11 protein-coding genes are annotated in these 16,264 nt (G+C 66.6%); 6 read left to right on the forward strand and 5 right to left on the reverse strand.

The window, feature by feature from the left end:
* Positions 1–62: 62 nt before the first annotated feature.
* From xylB to GLR48_RS16220, 4 genes are all read right to left on the reverse strand, one after another.
* A complete protein-coding gene (xylB, locus tag GLR48_RS16205) occupies positions 63–1,499 on the reverse strand; it encodes a xylulokinase (protein ID WP_237062958.1) in 1,437 nt (478 codons plus the stop codon).
* Positions 1,500–2,279, reverse strand: coding sequence for an ATP-binding cassette domain-containing protein (locus GLR48_RS16210; RefSeq protein WP_237062960.1), 780 nt, complete (start codon positions 2,277–2,279; stop codon positions 1,500–1,502).
* Between the two features lie 10 nt (positions 2,280–2,289).
* Positions 2,290–3,630, reverse strand: coding sequence for a sugar ABC transporter permease (locus GLR48_RS16215; protein WP_442915808.1), 1,341 nt, complete (start codon positions 3,628–3,630; stop codon positions 2,290–2,292).
* A gap of 152 nt (positions 3,631–3,782) precedes the next feature.
* Positions 3,783–4,814: a substrate-binding domain-containing protein gene (locus GLR48_RS16220; RefSeq protein ID WP_237062962.1), complete on the reverse strand. Its 1,032-nt coding sequence runs from the start codon at positions 4,812–4,814 to the stop codon at positions 3,783–3,785.
* Positions 4,815–5,048: 234 nt separating this feature from the next.
* On the opposite strand from GLR48_RS16220, the gene GLR48_RS16225 reads away from it, so the two are divergent.
* Together GLR48_RS16225 and GLR48_RS16230 are read left to right on the forward strand one after the other, a co-directional pair.
* Positions 5,049–6,293, forward strand: coding sequence for an ROK family protein (locus tag GLR48_RS16225; protein ID WP_237062963.1), 1,245 nt, complete (start codon positions 5,049–5,051; stop codon positions 6,291–6,293).
* Positions 6,293–7,774, forward strand: a complete 1,482-nt coding sequence (locus tag GLR48_RS16230; RefSeq protein ID WP_237064575.1) for a CRTAC1 family protein — start codon at positions 6,293–6,295, stop codon at positions 7,772–7,774. Before GLR48_RS16225 ends, GLR48_RS16230 begins: the two co-directional genes overlap by 1 nt.
* An 80-nt stretch (positions 7,775–7,854) precedes the next feature.
* Here the strand turns inward: GLR48_RS16230 and GLR48_RS16235 are convergent, their stop codons facing one another.
* On the reverse strand, positions 7,855–9,135 hold the full coding sequence (locus tag GLR48_RS16235) for a cytochrome-c peroxidase (protein WP_442915844.1): 1,281 nt from the start codon (positions 9,133–9,135) through the stop codon (positions 7,855–7,857).
* 321 nt (positions 9,136–9,456) lie between these two features.
* On the opposite strand from GLR48_RS16235, the gene GLR48_RS16240 reads away from it, so the two are divergent.
* From GLR48_RS16240 to GLR48_RS16255, 4 genes are all read left to right on the forward strand, one after another.
* A complete protein-coding gene (locus GLR48_RS16240; RefSeq protein ID WP_237062965.1) occupies positions 9,457–10,191 on the forward strand; it encodes an ImuA family protein in 735 nt (244 codons plus the stop codon).
* 43 nt (positions 10,192–10,234) lie between these two features.
* Positions 10,235–12,199, forward strand: a complete 1,965-nt coding sequence (locus GLR48_RS16245; RefSeq protein ID WP_336886644.1) for a Y-family DNA polymerase — start codon at positions 10,235–10,237, stop codon at positions 12,197–12,199.
* A gap of 306 nt (positions 12,200–12,505) precedes the next feature.
* Positions 12,506–15,802: an error-prone DNA polymerase gene (locus GLR48_RS16250; protein WP_237062966.1), complete on the forward strand. Its 3,297-nt coding sequence runs from the start codon at positions 12,506–12,508 to the stop codon at positions 15,800–15,802.
* A gap of 25 nt (positions 15,803–15,827) precedes the next feature.
* Positions 15,828–16,223: a carboxymuconolactone decarboxylase family protein gene (locus GLR48_RS16255; RefSeq protein ID WP_237062967.1), complete on the forward strand. Its 396-nt coding sequence runs from the start codon at positions 15,828–15,830 to the stop codon at positions 16,221–16,223.
* Positions 16,224–16,264: the final 41 nt, after the last annotated feature.

Consider the following 16,264-nt stretch of genomic DNA (forward strand, 5'->3'; position numbering starts at 1 on the left):
CGGGGGAGGCGCGCAGCGCCGGGGGCAGCGCCCCCAGCGGTCGGCGCCCCCGGCAGCGAGACCTACGCCAGCGACATGACGGCCGCGTAGGCCGCCCGATACCGCACATGCGCCGCCGCAAAGTCGTCCTGCAAGGCGGCGACTGGTTCTAACGTGCGCGCGATGGGCGGCGTGCCGCAGACCTCGGTCCCGGCGCCGGTAGCCGCCATCAGGCCCAGGCGCGCGGCACCATAGGCGCCGCCGAAATCGCCCGCCACCGGCAGATCGACGGGCAGGCCCAGCGATGTGGCGATTGCCTGCACCCAATAGTGCGACTTCGTGCCACCGCCGACACCGATCAGGCGGTCGATACGGGTGCCGGTGCCGGTCAGTGCGTCGAAACTGTCGCGGAAGGCATGTGTCACCCCTTCCAGCACGGCGCGGGTCATCGCGGCACGGTCGGTCGCGTGATCGAGGTGCAGAAACTGGGCGCGGATCCGCGCGTCGTTGTGCGGGGTGCGTTCACCACCCAGATACGGCAGGAACAGCGTGCGGCCCGGCGCCTGCAGCGCGCCCAGCGATCCGGTCAGTGCGGCAGAGGATTCGCCCGCCACCCCGGCCCACCAGTTCAGCGCATCGGCAGCAGCCAGAATCACGCCCATCTGGTGCCAAGTGTCGGGCAGCGCGTGACAGAAGGTGTGCACCGCGCTCGTCGCGTCGGGCTGGTACGCGTCAGAGGCAGCAAACAGCACGCCGGAGGTGCCGAGCGACACGAAGGCCTGCCCCGGCTTCACGATGCCGACACCCACGGCGCTGGCGGCATTGTCGCCACCGCCGCCCGCCACGACGACGTGTTTCATGCCCCAGCGCGACGCCAGTGCCGCGCGGACGGTGCCGGACACGGCAGAGCCTTCGACAAGGCGCGGCATCGCGTCCCGGTCCAGACCCGTCGCGGCCAGCAAGTCGTCGGACCAGTCCCGCTTGCCCACGTCCAGCCAAGCGGTGCCAGCGGCATCGGACATCTCTGACACGTGCTCTCCGATCAGCCAGAGGCGCAGATAATCCTTTGGCAACAAGACCTTGGCGACCTTCGCGAAAATCTCCGGTTCATGGTTACGCACCCAGGCCAGTTTCGGCGCGGTAAAGCCCGGAAAGACGATATTGCCGGTCAGGCGGCGAAAGTCCGGGTTGTCGTCCAGCACCGCAGCCTCGCGGGCGGAGCGTGTGTCGTTCCACAGGATGCAGGGCCGCAGCACATTGTCCGCACTGTCCAGAAGGGTCGCACCGTGCATGTGGCCGGACAGGCCGATACCGCGCACGGCGGACATGTCGACCTGCCCCGCCAGCCCGTCCATCACCGCCTCTGCAGCCGTGATCCATGACGCCGGGTCCTGTTCGGACCAGCTGTCGTGCGGGCGCTGGACCGTCAGGGGGGCGGTCGCCTCGGCCAGCACGTTTTGGGCATCGTCGATGACGATGCCCTTCAACCCGGACGTGCCGAGGTCCAATCCGATATACATTCAAGCTGCCTTCTGGCCGGGTTTCTTGCCGAGGATGATCATGCCCAGAATGTCGTCGTCGGTCACGTCCTCGACCTTTTCGGTGCCGACAAGCTGGCCGTTCTTCATCACGGACACGCGGTCGCACAACTCCATCACGTCGGCGATGTCGTGCGAGATCAGAAAGATGCCAAGGCCCTGCCGCTTCAGCTCCTGCACCAGTTCGGCGACCATCTGGGTTTCCTGCGGACCAAGGGCGGCAGTGGGTTCGTCCATGATCAGGATCTTGGCGTCGAAATAGACGGCGCGGGCGATGGCAACCGACTGGCGCTGACCGCCGGACAGCGCGCTGACAGGTTCTGCGAACTTTTTGAAGTTGGGGTTCAGACGGTGCATGATCTTGCGGCACTCCGCCTCCATCTGGGCGTCGTCGACCATGCCCATTTTCGTCGTCAGCTCGCGCCCCAGAAACAGGTTGCTGGCGGCGTCGAGGTTATCGGCCAAGGCGAGCGTCTGGTAGATCGTCTCGATGTTGTAGGTGCGCGCATCGCGGGGATTGGTGATCGTGGCTTTCTCACCGTTGACGAAGATCTCTCCGCTGTCGGCCTGATAGGCGCCGGACAGGATCTTGATCAGCGTCGACTTGCCGGCGCCATTGTGTCCCAGAAGGCCAACGACTTCACCGGGATAGAGGTCGATGCTCACGTTATCCACGGCCTGAATGCCGCCGAAAGAGATCGACATGTTGCGCATCTCGACCAGCGGGGTGCCGGTGCGGTCGATGAATGGTTTATCGCTCATGATCAGGCCCTTACTTGGATTTGCGACGGTAGAGGATGTCGAGGAACACGGCCAGCACGAGGACAGAGCCGACGACGACCTGCTGCATGCCGGCGTCAAAACCGATCAGCACCATGCCAGACTGCAGCGACTGCATCACCAGCGCGCCCAGGATCGCGCCGAAGATCGTGCCGACGCCCCCCGCCAGCGAGGTGCCGCCGATCACGGCGGCGGCGATGACGTAAAGCTCGTCCAGCGTGCCAAGCGCGTTGGTGGCAGAGTTCAGGCGGGCGGAGGCGACGACCGCCGACAGACCAGCCAGACCGCCCATGATCGCGAAGATCTTGACCGTCATCCACTTGGTGTCGATGCCGGCCAAGGCGGCGGCTTCAGGATTGCCGCCGATTGCAAAGACATAGCGGCCAAAGCGCGTGCGGTTCATCACGAAGTTCATCGTGACGGCGACGACCATCAGGATCAGCACCGGGATCGCGAAGCCGTGGCTGATGAACAGGTCGGACGGTTCCGCGGTCAGGTTATTGGCGGCGATGTACTGCTTCACGATCCCCGTGGGCCAGGGATAGCTGTTCACCAGCAGCACCGCGCCAATGGCCGCAGCACAGCCCAGAATCGCGAGGAAGGCATCGGCCCAATAGGGCCGCTTGGCGAACTTGAATTTGGTGCGCTGGCGGCGGCCGTTCACGATCATGAAGATCACGCCGGCACAGATGATCGCGCCCACGATCCATGACCCGACAAAACCGACCGACCCGTAAGGCCCGCCGCCCAGCAGAGAGAACGTGGCATCGACAGGAGAGATCGTCTCGCCGCGCGCGACGAGGAAGGCGCAGCCGCGCCAGACCAGCAGGCCGCCCAGCGTCACGATGAAGGCCGGGATGCCGCCGTAGGACACAAGCGCGCCCTGAAATCCGCCGATCAGCATGCCGCAGAGGATGCCGAAGACGACGGTGATGATCCAGATGGCCGGATGCCCCAGACCCAGATACTGCGGCAGGATGTTGACTTGCATCATGCCCATCAGGATCGCGGTAAAGCCGAGGATGGACCCCACGCTCAGGTCGATGTGGCGGGTGATGATGACCAGCACCATGCCCGTCGCCATGATCCCGATGGACGCCGTCTGGACGCTGAGGTTCCAGAGGTTGCGCGGTGTCAGAAAGAAGCCCTGACCGTTCACCAGCACGCCGTACATGTGAAAGCCGCCCCAGATCAGGATCAGCGCCGCGACCATGCCGATCAGGCGGGTGTCGAGTTCCGTTGCGGTCAGGAACCGCGACCAGGCGCTCTTGTTCATGGCCTGGCTGGGCGGCGGGTTCGACGGCGCCGCGGGGGCGTTCGTTGTATCGGTCATGGCATGTCCTGCGAGACTGGGGCGGATGGGGGAACGTGGTTCACCCGGGCAACAGCCCAAGGTGATCCATCACGTAAAGAACGCGACGCAAAGGTGCGTCTATAATGGGAAAAACCGGCGCAGGTGTAACCTGCGCCGGTTCCGGTCATGGCTTACTTGCAGGCAGCGACGGTATCCATCGCACCTTCACAGGCCTGCTCTTTCGAGATCTGGCCCGCGTCGATGGCGAGGTTCAGGTTGTCGGCGGTGATCGGCGTGGGTGCGAGGAAGATCGCGTCCATTTCGACACCCTTTTCGCCGCCGGCCCACTTCTGGGCCTCGGGGATCGCGTCCATGGCGGTGCCACCGGCCAGAGCGACGGCGATTTCAGCCGCGCGCTTGCCCAGATCGCGGGAGTTCTTCCACACGGACACGGTCTGCGTGCCGCGCGCCACGCGGTTCAGCGCGGCAAGGTCGCCGTCCTGACCGCCGACCGGCACGTCCATGCCCTGTGCGGTCAGAGCTGCGATCGCACCACCGGCCAGACCATCGTTCTCGGCCAGAACCGCGTCGATCTCGTTGTTGTTCGAGGTCAGGATCTGCTCCATGTTCTTCTGGCCGTTCTCGGGCTTCCAGCCGTCAGAGAAAGCCTCGCCGGCGATCTTCACGTTGCCTGCGTCGATCATCGGCTGCAGCACTTCCATCATGCCGTCCAGCAGGAACTGGGCGTTGGGGTCACCGGGATCGCCCTTGATGATGGCGATGTTGCCGCCAGCGGGGTCCGCATCCATGACGGTCTGCGCGATGATCGTGCCGACACCCTTGTTGTCGAAGGTCAGATAGAAGGCGCGGTTGTCCTCGATCAGACGGTCATAGCCGACGACCGGGATGCCTTCTGCGGCAGCCTGATCCAGCGCCGGGGTGATCGCGTCCTTGTCCATCGCGAGGATGATCAGCGCGTCGGCGCCTTGGGCGATCAGTGCTTCGATGTCGGTCAGCTGCTTGGCGGCAGAGGCCTGTGCGTCGGACGAAATGTAAGTCGCGCCAGCGGCTTCCAGGGCTTCCTTGATCGCGGCTTCGTCGGTCTTCCAGCGCTCTTCCTGAAAGTTCGACCAGCTGACGCCGACGGTCAGACCGTCCTGCGCAAACGCGGCAGAGCTGAAACCGACCGTCGCAATGACGGCGGCGAGGATGTGCTTGTTCATGGTGTCCTCCCAGACAGAATGTCCCGCTTGGCGGGGATTCGGGGCCTTGCGGCCCTGTGCCGCTCAAAATGCCGATAATAGTTCAGTTGTCAAAATAATTTGCGCGGGCGCGCGGAATAATCTTGCCAAAATCGGGGGTCGAAGGCGTAATGCGCCACGATGACGCTGCCGGGAGGGCGGACGCGACCAGGAGTCGTGTTCGCAGGCGCAGCATTATCTTTGGGGGTTGAAGTTATGTATGACGCAGGATCGGCCTCCGGGCCGGCGATGCAGGGCTGCGGCCCTTTGCAGTCGTCTCAGGCCGACCGCACGGGCGGATTGCGCCAGCAGGTCTTCTTGCATGTGCGCGCCACGGGGCAAAGCAGCCGTGCCGACATCGCCCGCGGCCTTGGCATCAGTGCCGGCAGTGTCTCGGCCCTGACGTCCGACCTGATCCAGAACGGGTTCCTGGAAGAGGTCGAGGATACGCCGCGCGAGGCAGGACGCGGTCGCCCGCCCGTCGCCCTGCGCGTGGTGCGCGGCACGCGGTGCGTCATCGGGATCAAGGTGGCCGACACGCGCCACTCTGCCGTGCTGATCGACCTGTCCGGCCAGACCGTTGCCGATGTGACCCTGCCCACGGCGGGCGCGCGCAAACCGGTCGCAGCCCTGGTAGCAGAGGTCGCCACCCTGGTCGACCGCCTGCTGGCAGACGCGGGGCGCGACATGTCCTGCGTCGCGGGGCTGGGCCTTGGCATTTCCGGCATCGTGGAACACGACATGGGACAGGTTCCGTGGTCACCGCTGATCGCCGGGCGGGACGCCCCCCTTGCCGCCCTGCTGGAAGACAAGCTGGGTGTGCCGGTACGGATCGACAACGACGCCAACGTGCTGACCTTGGCGGAACTCTGGTTCGGCACCGGGCGCGCGCGGTCCGATTTCGCCGTGGTGACCGTGGAACACGGCGTCGGCATGGGCCTGGTACTGAACAACCGCCTGTTCCGCGGCAGCCGCGGCATGGGGCTGGAACTGGGCCATACCAAGGTGGCCCTCGACGGGGCACTCTGCCGCTGTGGCCAGCGCGGCTGTCTGGAGGCCTATCTGGCCGATTACGCGCTGGCCCGGGAGGCCGCGACGGCCCTCGACCGGCCAGCGCGCGATGCAGGCAACGCGGCCCTGATCGACGCCCTCTTTGCCGAGGCGAAGGCGGGCAATACCGCGGCCGCCACGATCTTTCGCCGGGCCGGGCGCTATCTGGCCTTGGGGCTGTCGAACGTGGTGCAGCTTTTCGATCCGGCGCTGATCATTCTGGCGGGGGAACGCATGCGTTATGACTACCTCTATTCCGACGCGGTCCTGCGCGAGATGCAGGCGCTGACCCTGACCGAGGGCCGCACGTCGTGCGAGATCGCAACGAACGTCTGGGGGGATCTGGTCTGGGCGCAGGGGGCGGCCGCACTGGCGCTGGCCGATGCCACCGACGCGGCACTGGGGGCATGATGCGCCTTGCCCTGCTTCTGGCACTGATGGCGGGCCCGGCCGCGGCACAGGTCAGCTTTACCGACCTCTCGCAAGCCCTTGGCGATCACACCTATGCGGGCGGGTGGGAGCATTTCGTCGGCGGCGGTGTCGCCGTGATGGACTGCAACGGCGACGCGCGGCCCGACATCTTTGCCGCCGGTGGCACCACCCCAGCCGCCCTCTGGATCAACCGGGGCGATTTCCGCTTCGATCCGGCCCCCCTACCGGATCTGACCGAGACGACGGGCGCCTATCCCATCGACATCGACGGCGACGGCCTGCTGGACCTCTACGTCATGCGCGTGGGCCCCGACGTGGCGCTGAAGGGGGGTCCGGATTGCCGCTTCACCGATGCGACGGCGGACTGGGGCATCCCCCAGACCGACCAGTGGACCACCGCCTTCACCGCCTGGTGGGAGGCGGAGAGCGACCGCCCGGTGATGGCGGTGGGTCACTACGTCGACCGCAGCAATCCAGATGGCCCGTTCTTTGCCTGCGACACCAACACCATCCTGCGCCCCGCACCGACGGGCTACAGTGCCGAAACGCTGGCCCCCGGCTTCTGCCCGCTGTCGATGCTCGCCGCCACCGACGCCCGCGGCCGGATGACCCTGCGTCTGTCAAACGACCGGCAATACTACGTCCGCGGCGGTTCGGAACAGATGTGGGACATCATGGACCGCCGCTTCCTGACCGAGGCTGACGGTTGGAAAGAGGTCTCGCTCTGGGGCATGGGGATCGCCAGCGCCGACGTGACCGGCGACGGGCGCGACGACGTCATGCTGACCTCGATGGGTGACCAACTGCTGCAACTGGCCCAGCCAGACGGCACTTACGTGCCAGCCCCTTACGGCATCGGCACCTACGCGCAGCGCCCCTACCTTGGCGACGACGGCCGCCCCTCGACCGGCTGGCATTCGGAATTCGGCGACGTGGACAACGACGGACGGCTGGATCTGTTCATCGCCAAGGGCAACGTCGACCAGATGCCGACCAACGCCATGGCCGACCCCAACAACCTGCTGATACAACGCCCCGACGGCACGTTTGAGGAGGTCGCGGCCACCGCAGGCCTCGCCGACACCCACCGTGCGCGGGGTGCGGCGCTGGCGGATTTCGACGGCGACGGCCGCCTCGATCTGGTGGTGGTGAACCGCCGCGCGCCCATGCTGCTTTATCGCAACGACACACCCGCCACGGGTCAATGGCTGGGTTTGGCACTGACGCAGGCCAACGGCAACACGCAGGCCATCGGCGCCCGCATCACGGTCACCACGCCTGACCTGACCCAGACCCGAGAGATCCGTGTCGGTGGCGGCCACGCGGGCGGACAGGCCCTGCCGCTCCACATCGGCCTCGGCCCCGCCACTGCCGCGGATGTCACCGTCACCTGGCCCGACGGCACGACCACCACGCAGACCTTGCCCGCAGACACACTGGCACGGCTTTCACACGACTAAGTGCGCACCACCTCGCTTTTTCCCAAATACTCCCGCCGGAGGCTCCGACGCCTGCCAAGACGCACGGACAGGATGCGGGCCTACGGCACCGGCAACCCGCTCGGCACCGCCAGCGGCACACCCAGCCGTCCCTTGATCGCCGATGGATCGGTCAGGCTGTCCAGGAACGCGACCAGCGCCGTCACATCCTCCGCCGACAGCACGACCGGCGGCCTGCGCACCGCTGCGGCGATGGCTGCGACTTCGGCGGGGTCGGACATGATCGCGTCGTCGCGCACGTCGAGCTTAGGCAGGATGGCCTGCGCGATGTCATAGCGCGACAGGGCCGCCACCGGGTCGGCGTGATCGGCCACGAAGCCTGCCAGAGTCGCATGGCTGCCCGCGTGGCCGTAGGGCGCCGTCAGGGCCACGTTACGCAGCGACGGCGTGCGGAAGGCGAACAGATCCTCCGGCTGTCCCGTGACCTCGAACCGGCCCTCGTCCCGGTCAGAGGATTCGAACCGCGCGCCCTTGCCGGGACCGATCTGTGGCGCGCCCATCGCATGGTAGCCCTGATCGGTCAGCAACGGACCGCTGTGGCAGGTGCCGCAGCCGGCCCGGCCATAGAAGAGGTCCATGCCCGTGGCCGCAGGCTCCGGCAGTGCCGCCGCGCCCCGCAGGACGGCATCGAAGGGTGACGCGTCGGACCGCCACTCCGCCTCCATAAAGGCCGCGATCGCGTTCGAGATGTCGGTGAAGCCGATATCCTCCGGACCGGTCACCTGTGGATAGACGTCCCGGAACATCTGCGCATAGGCGGGGATGTCTGCCACGCGGCGCGCGATCAGGTCCCACGCCCCGCCCGGGCCCGTCAACAGGCCCTGCCGCACGGCGCGCGAGACATCGCTTTCGGCGTAGTGTCCGGCCATCTCGTCGGGGCTCAGCACCGGAAACATCGTCTGCGCCGACAGCAAAGACGCGAACCCCGTCACCATGTCGTCGTCCAGCGGCGTGCGGATGCCGCCGGGGCGGCTGGCGTCAACGCTGATGCGCCCGTCGTCGAACAGAACCGTCAAGTTGCGCAGACCGAGGTTGAACAGGGCGGGCGCGTTGCGCGGTATCCGCTCTTCCGGCAGATTGGCGGGATCGGCGGTCCGCGCTGGTCCGAGGCCAATGCCACCGTCGCCAAGGCCCAGCGACAGCCCGTCGGCGGTGCCGAAACGGGGATGATGGCAGGTCGCGCAGGCCACGTCACGGCCCCCCGACAGGACCGGATCGTAGAACAGAAGCTGCCCCAGAGCGGCCTCGCCCAGGTCCACGGGCAGGAAATCGGCATCCAGCAAAGGCGGCGGCAAGGGCGATATCTGCGCGGGTGTCTGCATTTGCGTCTGGGCGGACGCCTGCGTGCCAGCCACCACTGACAGAACCGCCATGATCCGTGTCGCTCTCATGCCAGTCTCTCCCCCGTCAGCCCCCGCAGGTCCGCAGACCTGCCCTGTCCGGCGCACAATGGCGGAACGGAAGATGCACCGCAACGGCGATCCCGCAGCCGTTTCACCGTGCCGCATGCGACGGCGGGGTGCCCCTGCGGCACAGGCTGACCGTCGCGCGGGTACAATCCGGTACCGCCTCGTTTCGGGTCAAAAGGATATCTTGAAGATTTGACGAAAGGCCCGGCACGGTATAGAACAAATGAGGAACAAATGGAATCGGATGCGCCTGTGACCACGCCCCTCGACACCGCAGGAACCTTCTTTGCAAGCCGCATGTCACCGGGCCGGGCTGCCCCTGCCGGTCACGATGCGGATCACACCGCACTCTGCGTGGCGGACCCGACCCTTTCGGAATACTTCACGGACAATGCCGCCGACGGGGCCGTGACGGCCTTCGTCTTTGGCCAACTGACGCAGATCGCGGCCTCGGGCAAACCGGTCCTGTGGGTGCAGGACCGGGTGACCCAGCGCGAATCGGGCAAGCCCTTTCCCGCCGGCCTTCCCGCCGGCCTACGGCTGATCCTCGTGACCGTGAACCGGGCCGTCGACGTGTTGTGGAGCATGGAGGAAGGCCTGCATTGCGATGCCTTGGGCGCGGTGCTGGGCGAGCTTTGGGGCGATCCGCCCGCACTGGACTTTACCGCGACCAAGCGTCTGGCCCTGCGGGCAGAGGCGCGGTCGATTCCCGCCCTGCTGATCCGGCGCGCCGCCCATCCGAACCTCAGTGCGGCGCGCCAGCGCTGGCGAATCACGTCCCTGCCCGCCCGCCTGGACCCCGACGACAACCGCGCACCCGGCGCGCCGCTCTGGCAGGCGGACCTGTTCCGCGCCCGCGGTCGGGCGCCGGGCCAATGGGTCGCGGGTCCGGGGGATGCAGGTGTTGTGCTGTCGCACAATGTCCACATGAACGACGCCCCCCATCATGCCGCCCGCATCGCCGGCTGAATATCCCAGGCCTCTGGCTGTTATCCTTCAAAGTCTGACCCCGATGACCAAAGACAGCACCTCTCGGATCCTGCCGTTCCCCGCCTCCCGCGTGTGTCGCGCCGCGGTCGGACCAGGCCATGCCTCACGCACTGCAGCGGCGGTCGTGCACCCCGTTGAAGCGGCCCGCTTGTCCGGTGCGCTGGACATCATGGATCTGGCCCGGACCTCGCTGGCGCCCGGATCACAGGGGGCCAGCGTTGCAAGGCTTGGAAACCTCCTCCCAGCCGTCCAGCCGGATGCAGGGCAGACAGCCCCCCGGCCGCAGATGCGCCCCACCCTGACGACCGTCTCGGACAAGGCGATACCGGTCCTTCACGCGCCGGTGCTGCGCGCCAGCAGCCCTGTCCCGCCCCCGCCACCGGTGACCCGGCGCGGCACCGACGACAGCACCGACCGGGACACCGGGTCCGGACCGCAGACGGATCGCACCCTTCTGACGCGCCGTATCGTCAGCGTGCATCTGACGGATTTCGCGATGGCCCGCTGGCTGCGCTGGGCCCATGCACGCCATGACGCGCCCCCCGATGACCTGCCCGTGATCCTGGCCGCCGAAGGGCCGCACGGCCCCGTCGTGGTTGCCACGAATCGCGCGGCGACGCTGGCGGGGTTGCATACCGGCGCACGGGTCGTCGACATGCGCGCCCTGTGTCCTGCGGTGCGCGTGGTGCGCGCCGACCCCGACGGCGACCGTGCGGCGCTGGAGAAGCTGATGCTCTGGGCGCGACGCTGGTGTCCGTGGACCGCCGTGGACGGCGCGGACGGGATCGTGATGGACACGACCGGCTCCGATCATCTCTGGGGCGGAGAGGACGCTCTGCTGCGCGAGATCGAAGGCACGCTGGGCACCCTGGGGTTCGCCAGCCGCCTTGCGATGGCGCCGACCCATGGTGCCGCCTGGGCGCTAGCCCGCTTCGGCCCCGTGCGCAGCATCGCGACACCCGACACGCTGACGGACCGCACGGCCCCCCTGCCCGCGCGGTCCCTGCGGCTGGCGGCAGACACGGTCCTGCTGCTGCAAAGACTGGGCCTGAAATCCGTGGGCGACATCGCCGCCGTGCCGCGCCTCAGCCTGACCCGCCGGTTCGCGAACGCGGCCCTCGCGCAAAACCCTCTCGCACGGCTGGACCAATTGCAGGGCCGCATGGCGGAACCGGTCAGCGCCGGTCAGGACTTGCAACACTTTGCCGTGCAGGTCCGCCTGCCTGAACCGGTGCAGGATCCCACACCCTATCTGCCGGATCTGTGCGCCAGCCTCTGTGCCGCCTTGGCCGACGCCGGCTGCGGCGCCCGCAAGCTGACCGTCACTGTCTATCGCACGGACGCAGAGGTCAGCGCGGTTACCGCCGCCACCGCCCGCGCCAGCCGCGACCCCATACACTTGCGCCGTCTGTTCGATGACCGCCTGGACAGGATCGACCCCGGATACGGGTTTGAATTGATCACGCTCGATGCAGATATCACCGAAGGCATGGCAGCGGTCCAGACCACTCTGGAAGGCCGCGCGGAAAACGGTGCGGCCTTGGCGCAGATGGTGGACAGGCTCTCGGCGCGCCTTGGGGCACAGGCTGTCCGCACGCCCGCCTCTCACGAAAGCCATATTCCCGAACGCAGCCTCGCATGGGCGCTGGCCTTGTCGCAGGCCCCGCTGAAAGCGGATGCGCTGGATTGTGCGCACCGCCCGCTGCGGCTTTTGGATACCCCGGAAGAGATCAACGTTCTCTACGCAGTTCCCGAAGGACCACCCGTGCAGTTTCGATGGCGGCGTGTCCCGCACCGGATCACCCGCTTTACGGGGCCGGAGCGGATCGCACCGGAGTGGTGGTATGACCGCCCTGGCACGCGTCTGCGCGATTACTATCGCATCGAGGACGACAGCAACCGTCGCCTGTGGATTTACCGTGATGGTGTCTACGGTGACGAGGGAGCCGGAGCGCCGCGGTGGTTCGTGCACGGCATCTTCGGCTGATGCGCCCGTTGGCCCCTGTCGCTCAGGGGGCCAGCCCCCCAGGGCCGGAGGCCCTTCCCCCCGAAGTATTTTTGACCAGAAGAAACAACGGTTTGTTAACCGATCTGCTGCATTCTAAATCCGCGGTACAGGCGGAAGCGCCGATGACTGCACCAGGAGAAGGCGTCCCGTCGCCCCAGAAGGCCACGGGACGCTCGACCCACCTCAGGTATTTGGGCCTTCTTCTGGTTCCAAATACTTCGGGGGGGCCGCCTTCGGCGGCGGGGGCAGTGCCCCCATGCGACCCCGATGCGGGGGATGCCCCCGATGCCTGAGAACGATCACACCCATCCCCGGCGCACCCTGCCGGAGGATGGCGTCTACACGAAGAACCCCAAGGCGCCTTTCGTCGAACTGGGGGTCTTCACGTGTTTTTCGTTCCTGCGCGGAGCCTCGGACGCGGTCGACCTGGCGGCAGAGGGCTGGGCCTTGGGTTACGATGCGATCGGTTGCGCCGATCTGAACACCCTCGCTGGCGTCGTGCGCCTGCATACGGAGGCCCGCAAGACCGGCATGCGGCCCCTGACCGGCGCCCGCATCGCCCTGCTGGGCGGAGAGACATTTCTGGCCTATCCCCGCAATCGGGCGGGGTACGGGCGCCTCAGCCAGCTGATTTCCAAGGGGCGCCGGCACGATCCCGACGGGGCGTGGCAGGCCAAGGGCATCTGCGACCTGACGCTGCAGGATCTGGCCGATCATGCGGACGGTTTGCAGCTGATCGCCGTGCCGCCACGGGATCTGCGGGGGTTTTCGCGCACATTGCCGCGCCTTGTGCGGGCCTTGCCGACGCTGAAATACGTGGCTGCCAGCTATCTTTACCGCGGCGACGACCGGGCACGGATCACGCGGCTGGACCGGATGGCGGGGCAGAACGGGTTGCGGTTGCTGGCGACCAATGATGTCCTTTATCACGCACCCGCCCGCCGCCCCCTGCAGGACGTGATGACCTGCATCCGGGAAAAGACCACACTCGCCCGCGCGGGTTATATGCTGGAGGCGAACGCCGAGCGGCATCTGAAATCGCCCGCCGAGATGCAGCGGCTGTTTGCCGAATGGCCGCACGCCATCGCAGCAACCCGGGCGGTGGCCGATGCCTGTCTGTTCGACCTGCAGGAGCTGTCTTATGAATACCCTTCGGAAGTGATCCCCAAGGACAGCACGCCACAGGCGCATCTGGAGAAGCTGACGTGGGAGGGCGCCGCCCTGCGCTATCCGCAAGGAGTGGCCACCGAGACGCGGGCGACCCTGGCCAAGGAGCTGGCGATGATCCAGAAGCTGGACATCGCCCAGTATTTTCTGACGATCCACGACATCGTCCTGTTTGCCAGGTCGCGCGATATCCTGTGCCAAGGCCGCGGGTCGGCGGCGAATTCGGCCGTCTGCTATGTCCTTGGCATCACCGCTGTGGACCCGGCCCAGCATGCCCTGCTGTTCGAGCGTTTCATCAGCGAAGAGCGCAAGGAGCCACCGGACATCGACGTGGATTTCGAGCATGAGCGGCGCGAAGAGGTGATCCAGCATATCTACAAGAAGTATGGCCGACACCGGGCGGGCCTCTGTGCGACGGTCATCCATTACCGTCCGCGCAGCGCGATCCGCGAGGTCGGCAAGGTCATGGGCCTGTCGGAGGATGTGACGGCCGCACTGGCCAAAACGGTCTGGGGCAGTTGGGGCACCGATATCGGCGAGAGCCACGCGAAGGAGGCGGGTGTCGATTTGTCGGACCCCTTGCTGCGTAAGACATTGATCGTGGCGCGGCAGATGATCGGCATGCCGCGGCATCTGGGCCAGCACGTCGGCGGCTTCATCCTGACCGAACGCGCGCTGACCGAAACGGTGCCGATCGGGAACGGCGCCATGCCGGACCGGACCTTCATCGAATGGGACAAGGACGATATCGACGCTTTGGGGATCCTGAAGGTCGACATCCTCGCCCTCGGGATGCTGACCTGCATCCGCAAATGCTTTGATCTGATCCGCGCGCATTACGGGCATGACTGGACGCTGGCGAGTGTCCCGCAAGAGGATCCGCGCGTCTACAACATGCTGTGCAAGGGCGACAGCATTGGCGTGTTCCAGGTGGAATCCCGCGCCCAGATCAACATGCTGCCGCGCCTGCGGCCGCGCACCTTCTATGACCTCGTGATCGAGGTCGCGATCGTCCGCCCCGGTCCCATTCAGGGCGACATGGTGCATCCCTACCTGCGTCGGCGGTCGGGCGAGGAACCGGTGAGTTATCCCAGCCCCGGCGCGCCGCACGATCCGGCAGAGCTGAAGAAGATCCTGGGCCGCACCCTGGGCGTGCCGATCTTTCAGGAACAGGCGATGAAGATCGCGATCGACGCGGCGCAATTCTCGGGCGCCGAGGCGAACGAGTTGCGCAAGGCGATGGCGACCTTCCGGTCGCGCGGCACGATCGAACTGCTGCAGGAAAAGATGGTCGGCCGGATGGTCAAGCGCGGCTATGACGCGGATTTCGCCAGCCGCTGTTTCAACCAGATCAAGGGGTTCGGCGACTACGGCTTTCCCGAAAGCCATGCGGCGAGTTTCGCGCAGCTGGTCTATGTCTCCAGCTGGCTCAAATGCCATTACCCGGCGGCTTTCTGTGCCGCCCTGCTGAATTCCCAGCCGATGGGGTTCTATGCCCCCGCGCAGCTGGTGCGGGATGCGCAGAACCATGATGTGACCGTGCAGCCAGTGGACGTGAATTTCTCGGACTGGGACAATACGCTTGAGCCTTACCGAAACGGGTACGCCGTCCGCCTTGGCCTGCGGCAGATCGGCGGTCTGCGCGCCGATGCGGCGGCCCGGATCATGGATGCCCGCGATGCGCCTTACGACGACCTTGAGGCGCTGAAGACCCGCGCCCGCTTGACCGCCCCCATCGTGCGCCGTCTGGCCGAAGCGGACGCGGTGCGGTCCATGTGGATCGACCGCAGGCAGGCCTTGTGGGAGGCGCGCGCGCTGCGCGACGCCCCCGACCTGCCGCTGTTCCGCGACACCCGCGACGAGGGGGCAGAGGTGCCGGTCCCCCTGCCCGTCATGCCGGTCTGCGAACAGGTGGTGGCGGATTACCAGACCCTGCGCCTGTCGCTGAAGGCGCATCCAATGTCTTTCCTGCGGCGCAGCCTGACGCGGCAGGGCTATGCCAGCACCGCCGACCTCAAGGGCTACAACAAGGGGCGCAAGATCAGGCTGGCGGGACTTGTCCTGATCCGGCAGCGACCGGGCAGCGCCAAGGGCGTCTGCTTCATCACGGTCGAGGACGAGTTCGGGGTCGCCAATCTGGTGGTGTGGCCCAAGGTGATGGAACAGTTCCGCAAGGCGGTGATGCAGTCACGGCTGCTGGTCGTCGAAGGCTACGTCCAGCGCGATATCGAGATCATTCATATCGTGGCGCAATCCCTGACCGACCGGTCCGACGCCCTGCTGCGGCTGGCCCCCGATGCCATGCGCCAGACGATGGGGCGCGGCGACGAGGTGACACACCCACAAGCGCCGAACGGCGGCCGCCAGCATCCCCGCAACGTGCGGATCATTCCCAAGAGCCGGGACTTCCATTAGCGTCGCCGTCAAAGAGGAGGACACCATGACCGGCACATTCGACGAAGACCTGTTCCTGAAGGGGCTGGAAAAGCGCAAGGCGACGCTGGGGGCGGACTATGTCACGAACAACCTCGCCGCCGCGGACGACTTCACCCGGCCTTTTCAGGAGGCGATGACTGCGTGGTGCTGGGGATTCGGCTGGGGCGACGAGGTGATCGACGCCAAGACGCGGTCGATGATGAACCTGTCGATGATCGGGGCACTGGGCAAGATGCACGAGTGGGAGTTGCACTGCAAAGGTGCGCTGGCCAATGGGGTGACCCGCGACGAATTGCGGGCGATCATCCATGTGATCGGCATCTATTGCGGTGTCCCGCAGGCGCTGGAATGTTTCCGCGCCGCCCGCAAGGTGCTGGACGCACAGGATGCCTCCGCCTGACCGTCGCAGCCATGCGGGGCGCGCATGGCTGCCATGCCCCC

The sequence above is a fragment of the Loktanella sp. M215 genome (genome assembly GCF_021735925.1).
GTDB lineage: Bacteria > Pseudomonadota > Alphaproteobacteria > Rhodobacterales > Rhodobacteraceae > Loktanella.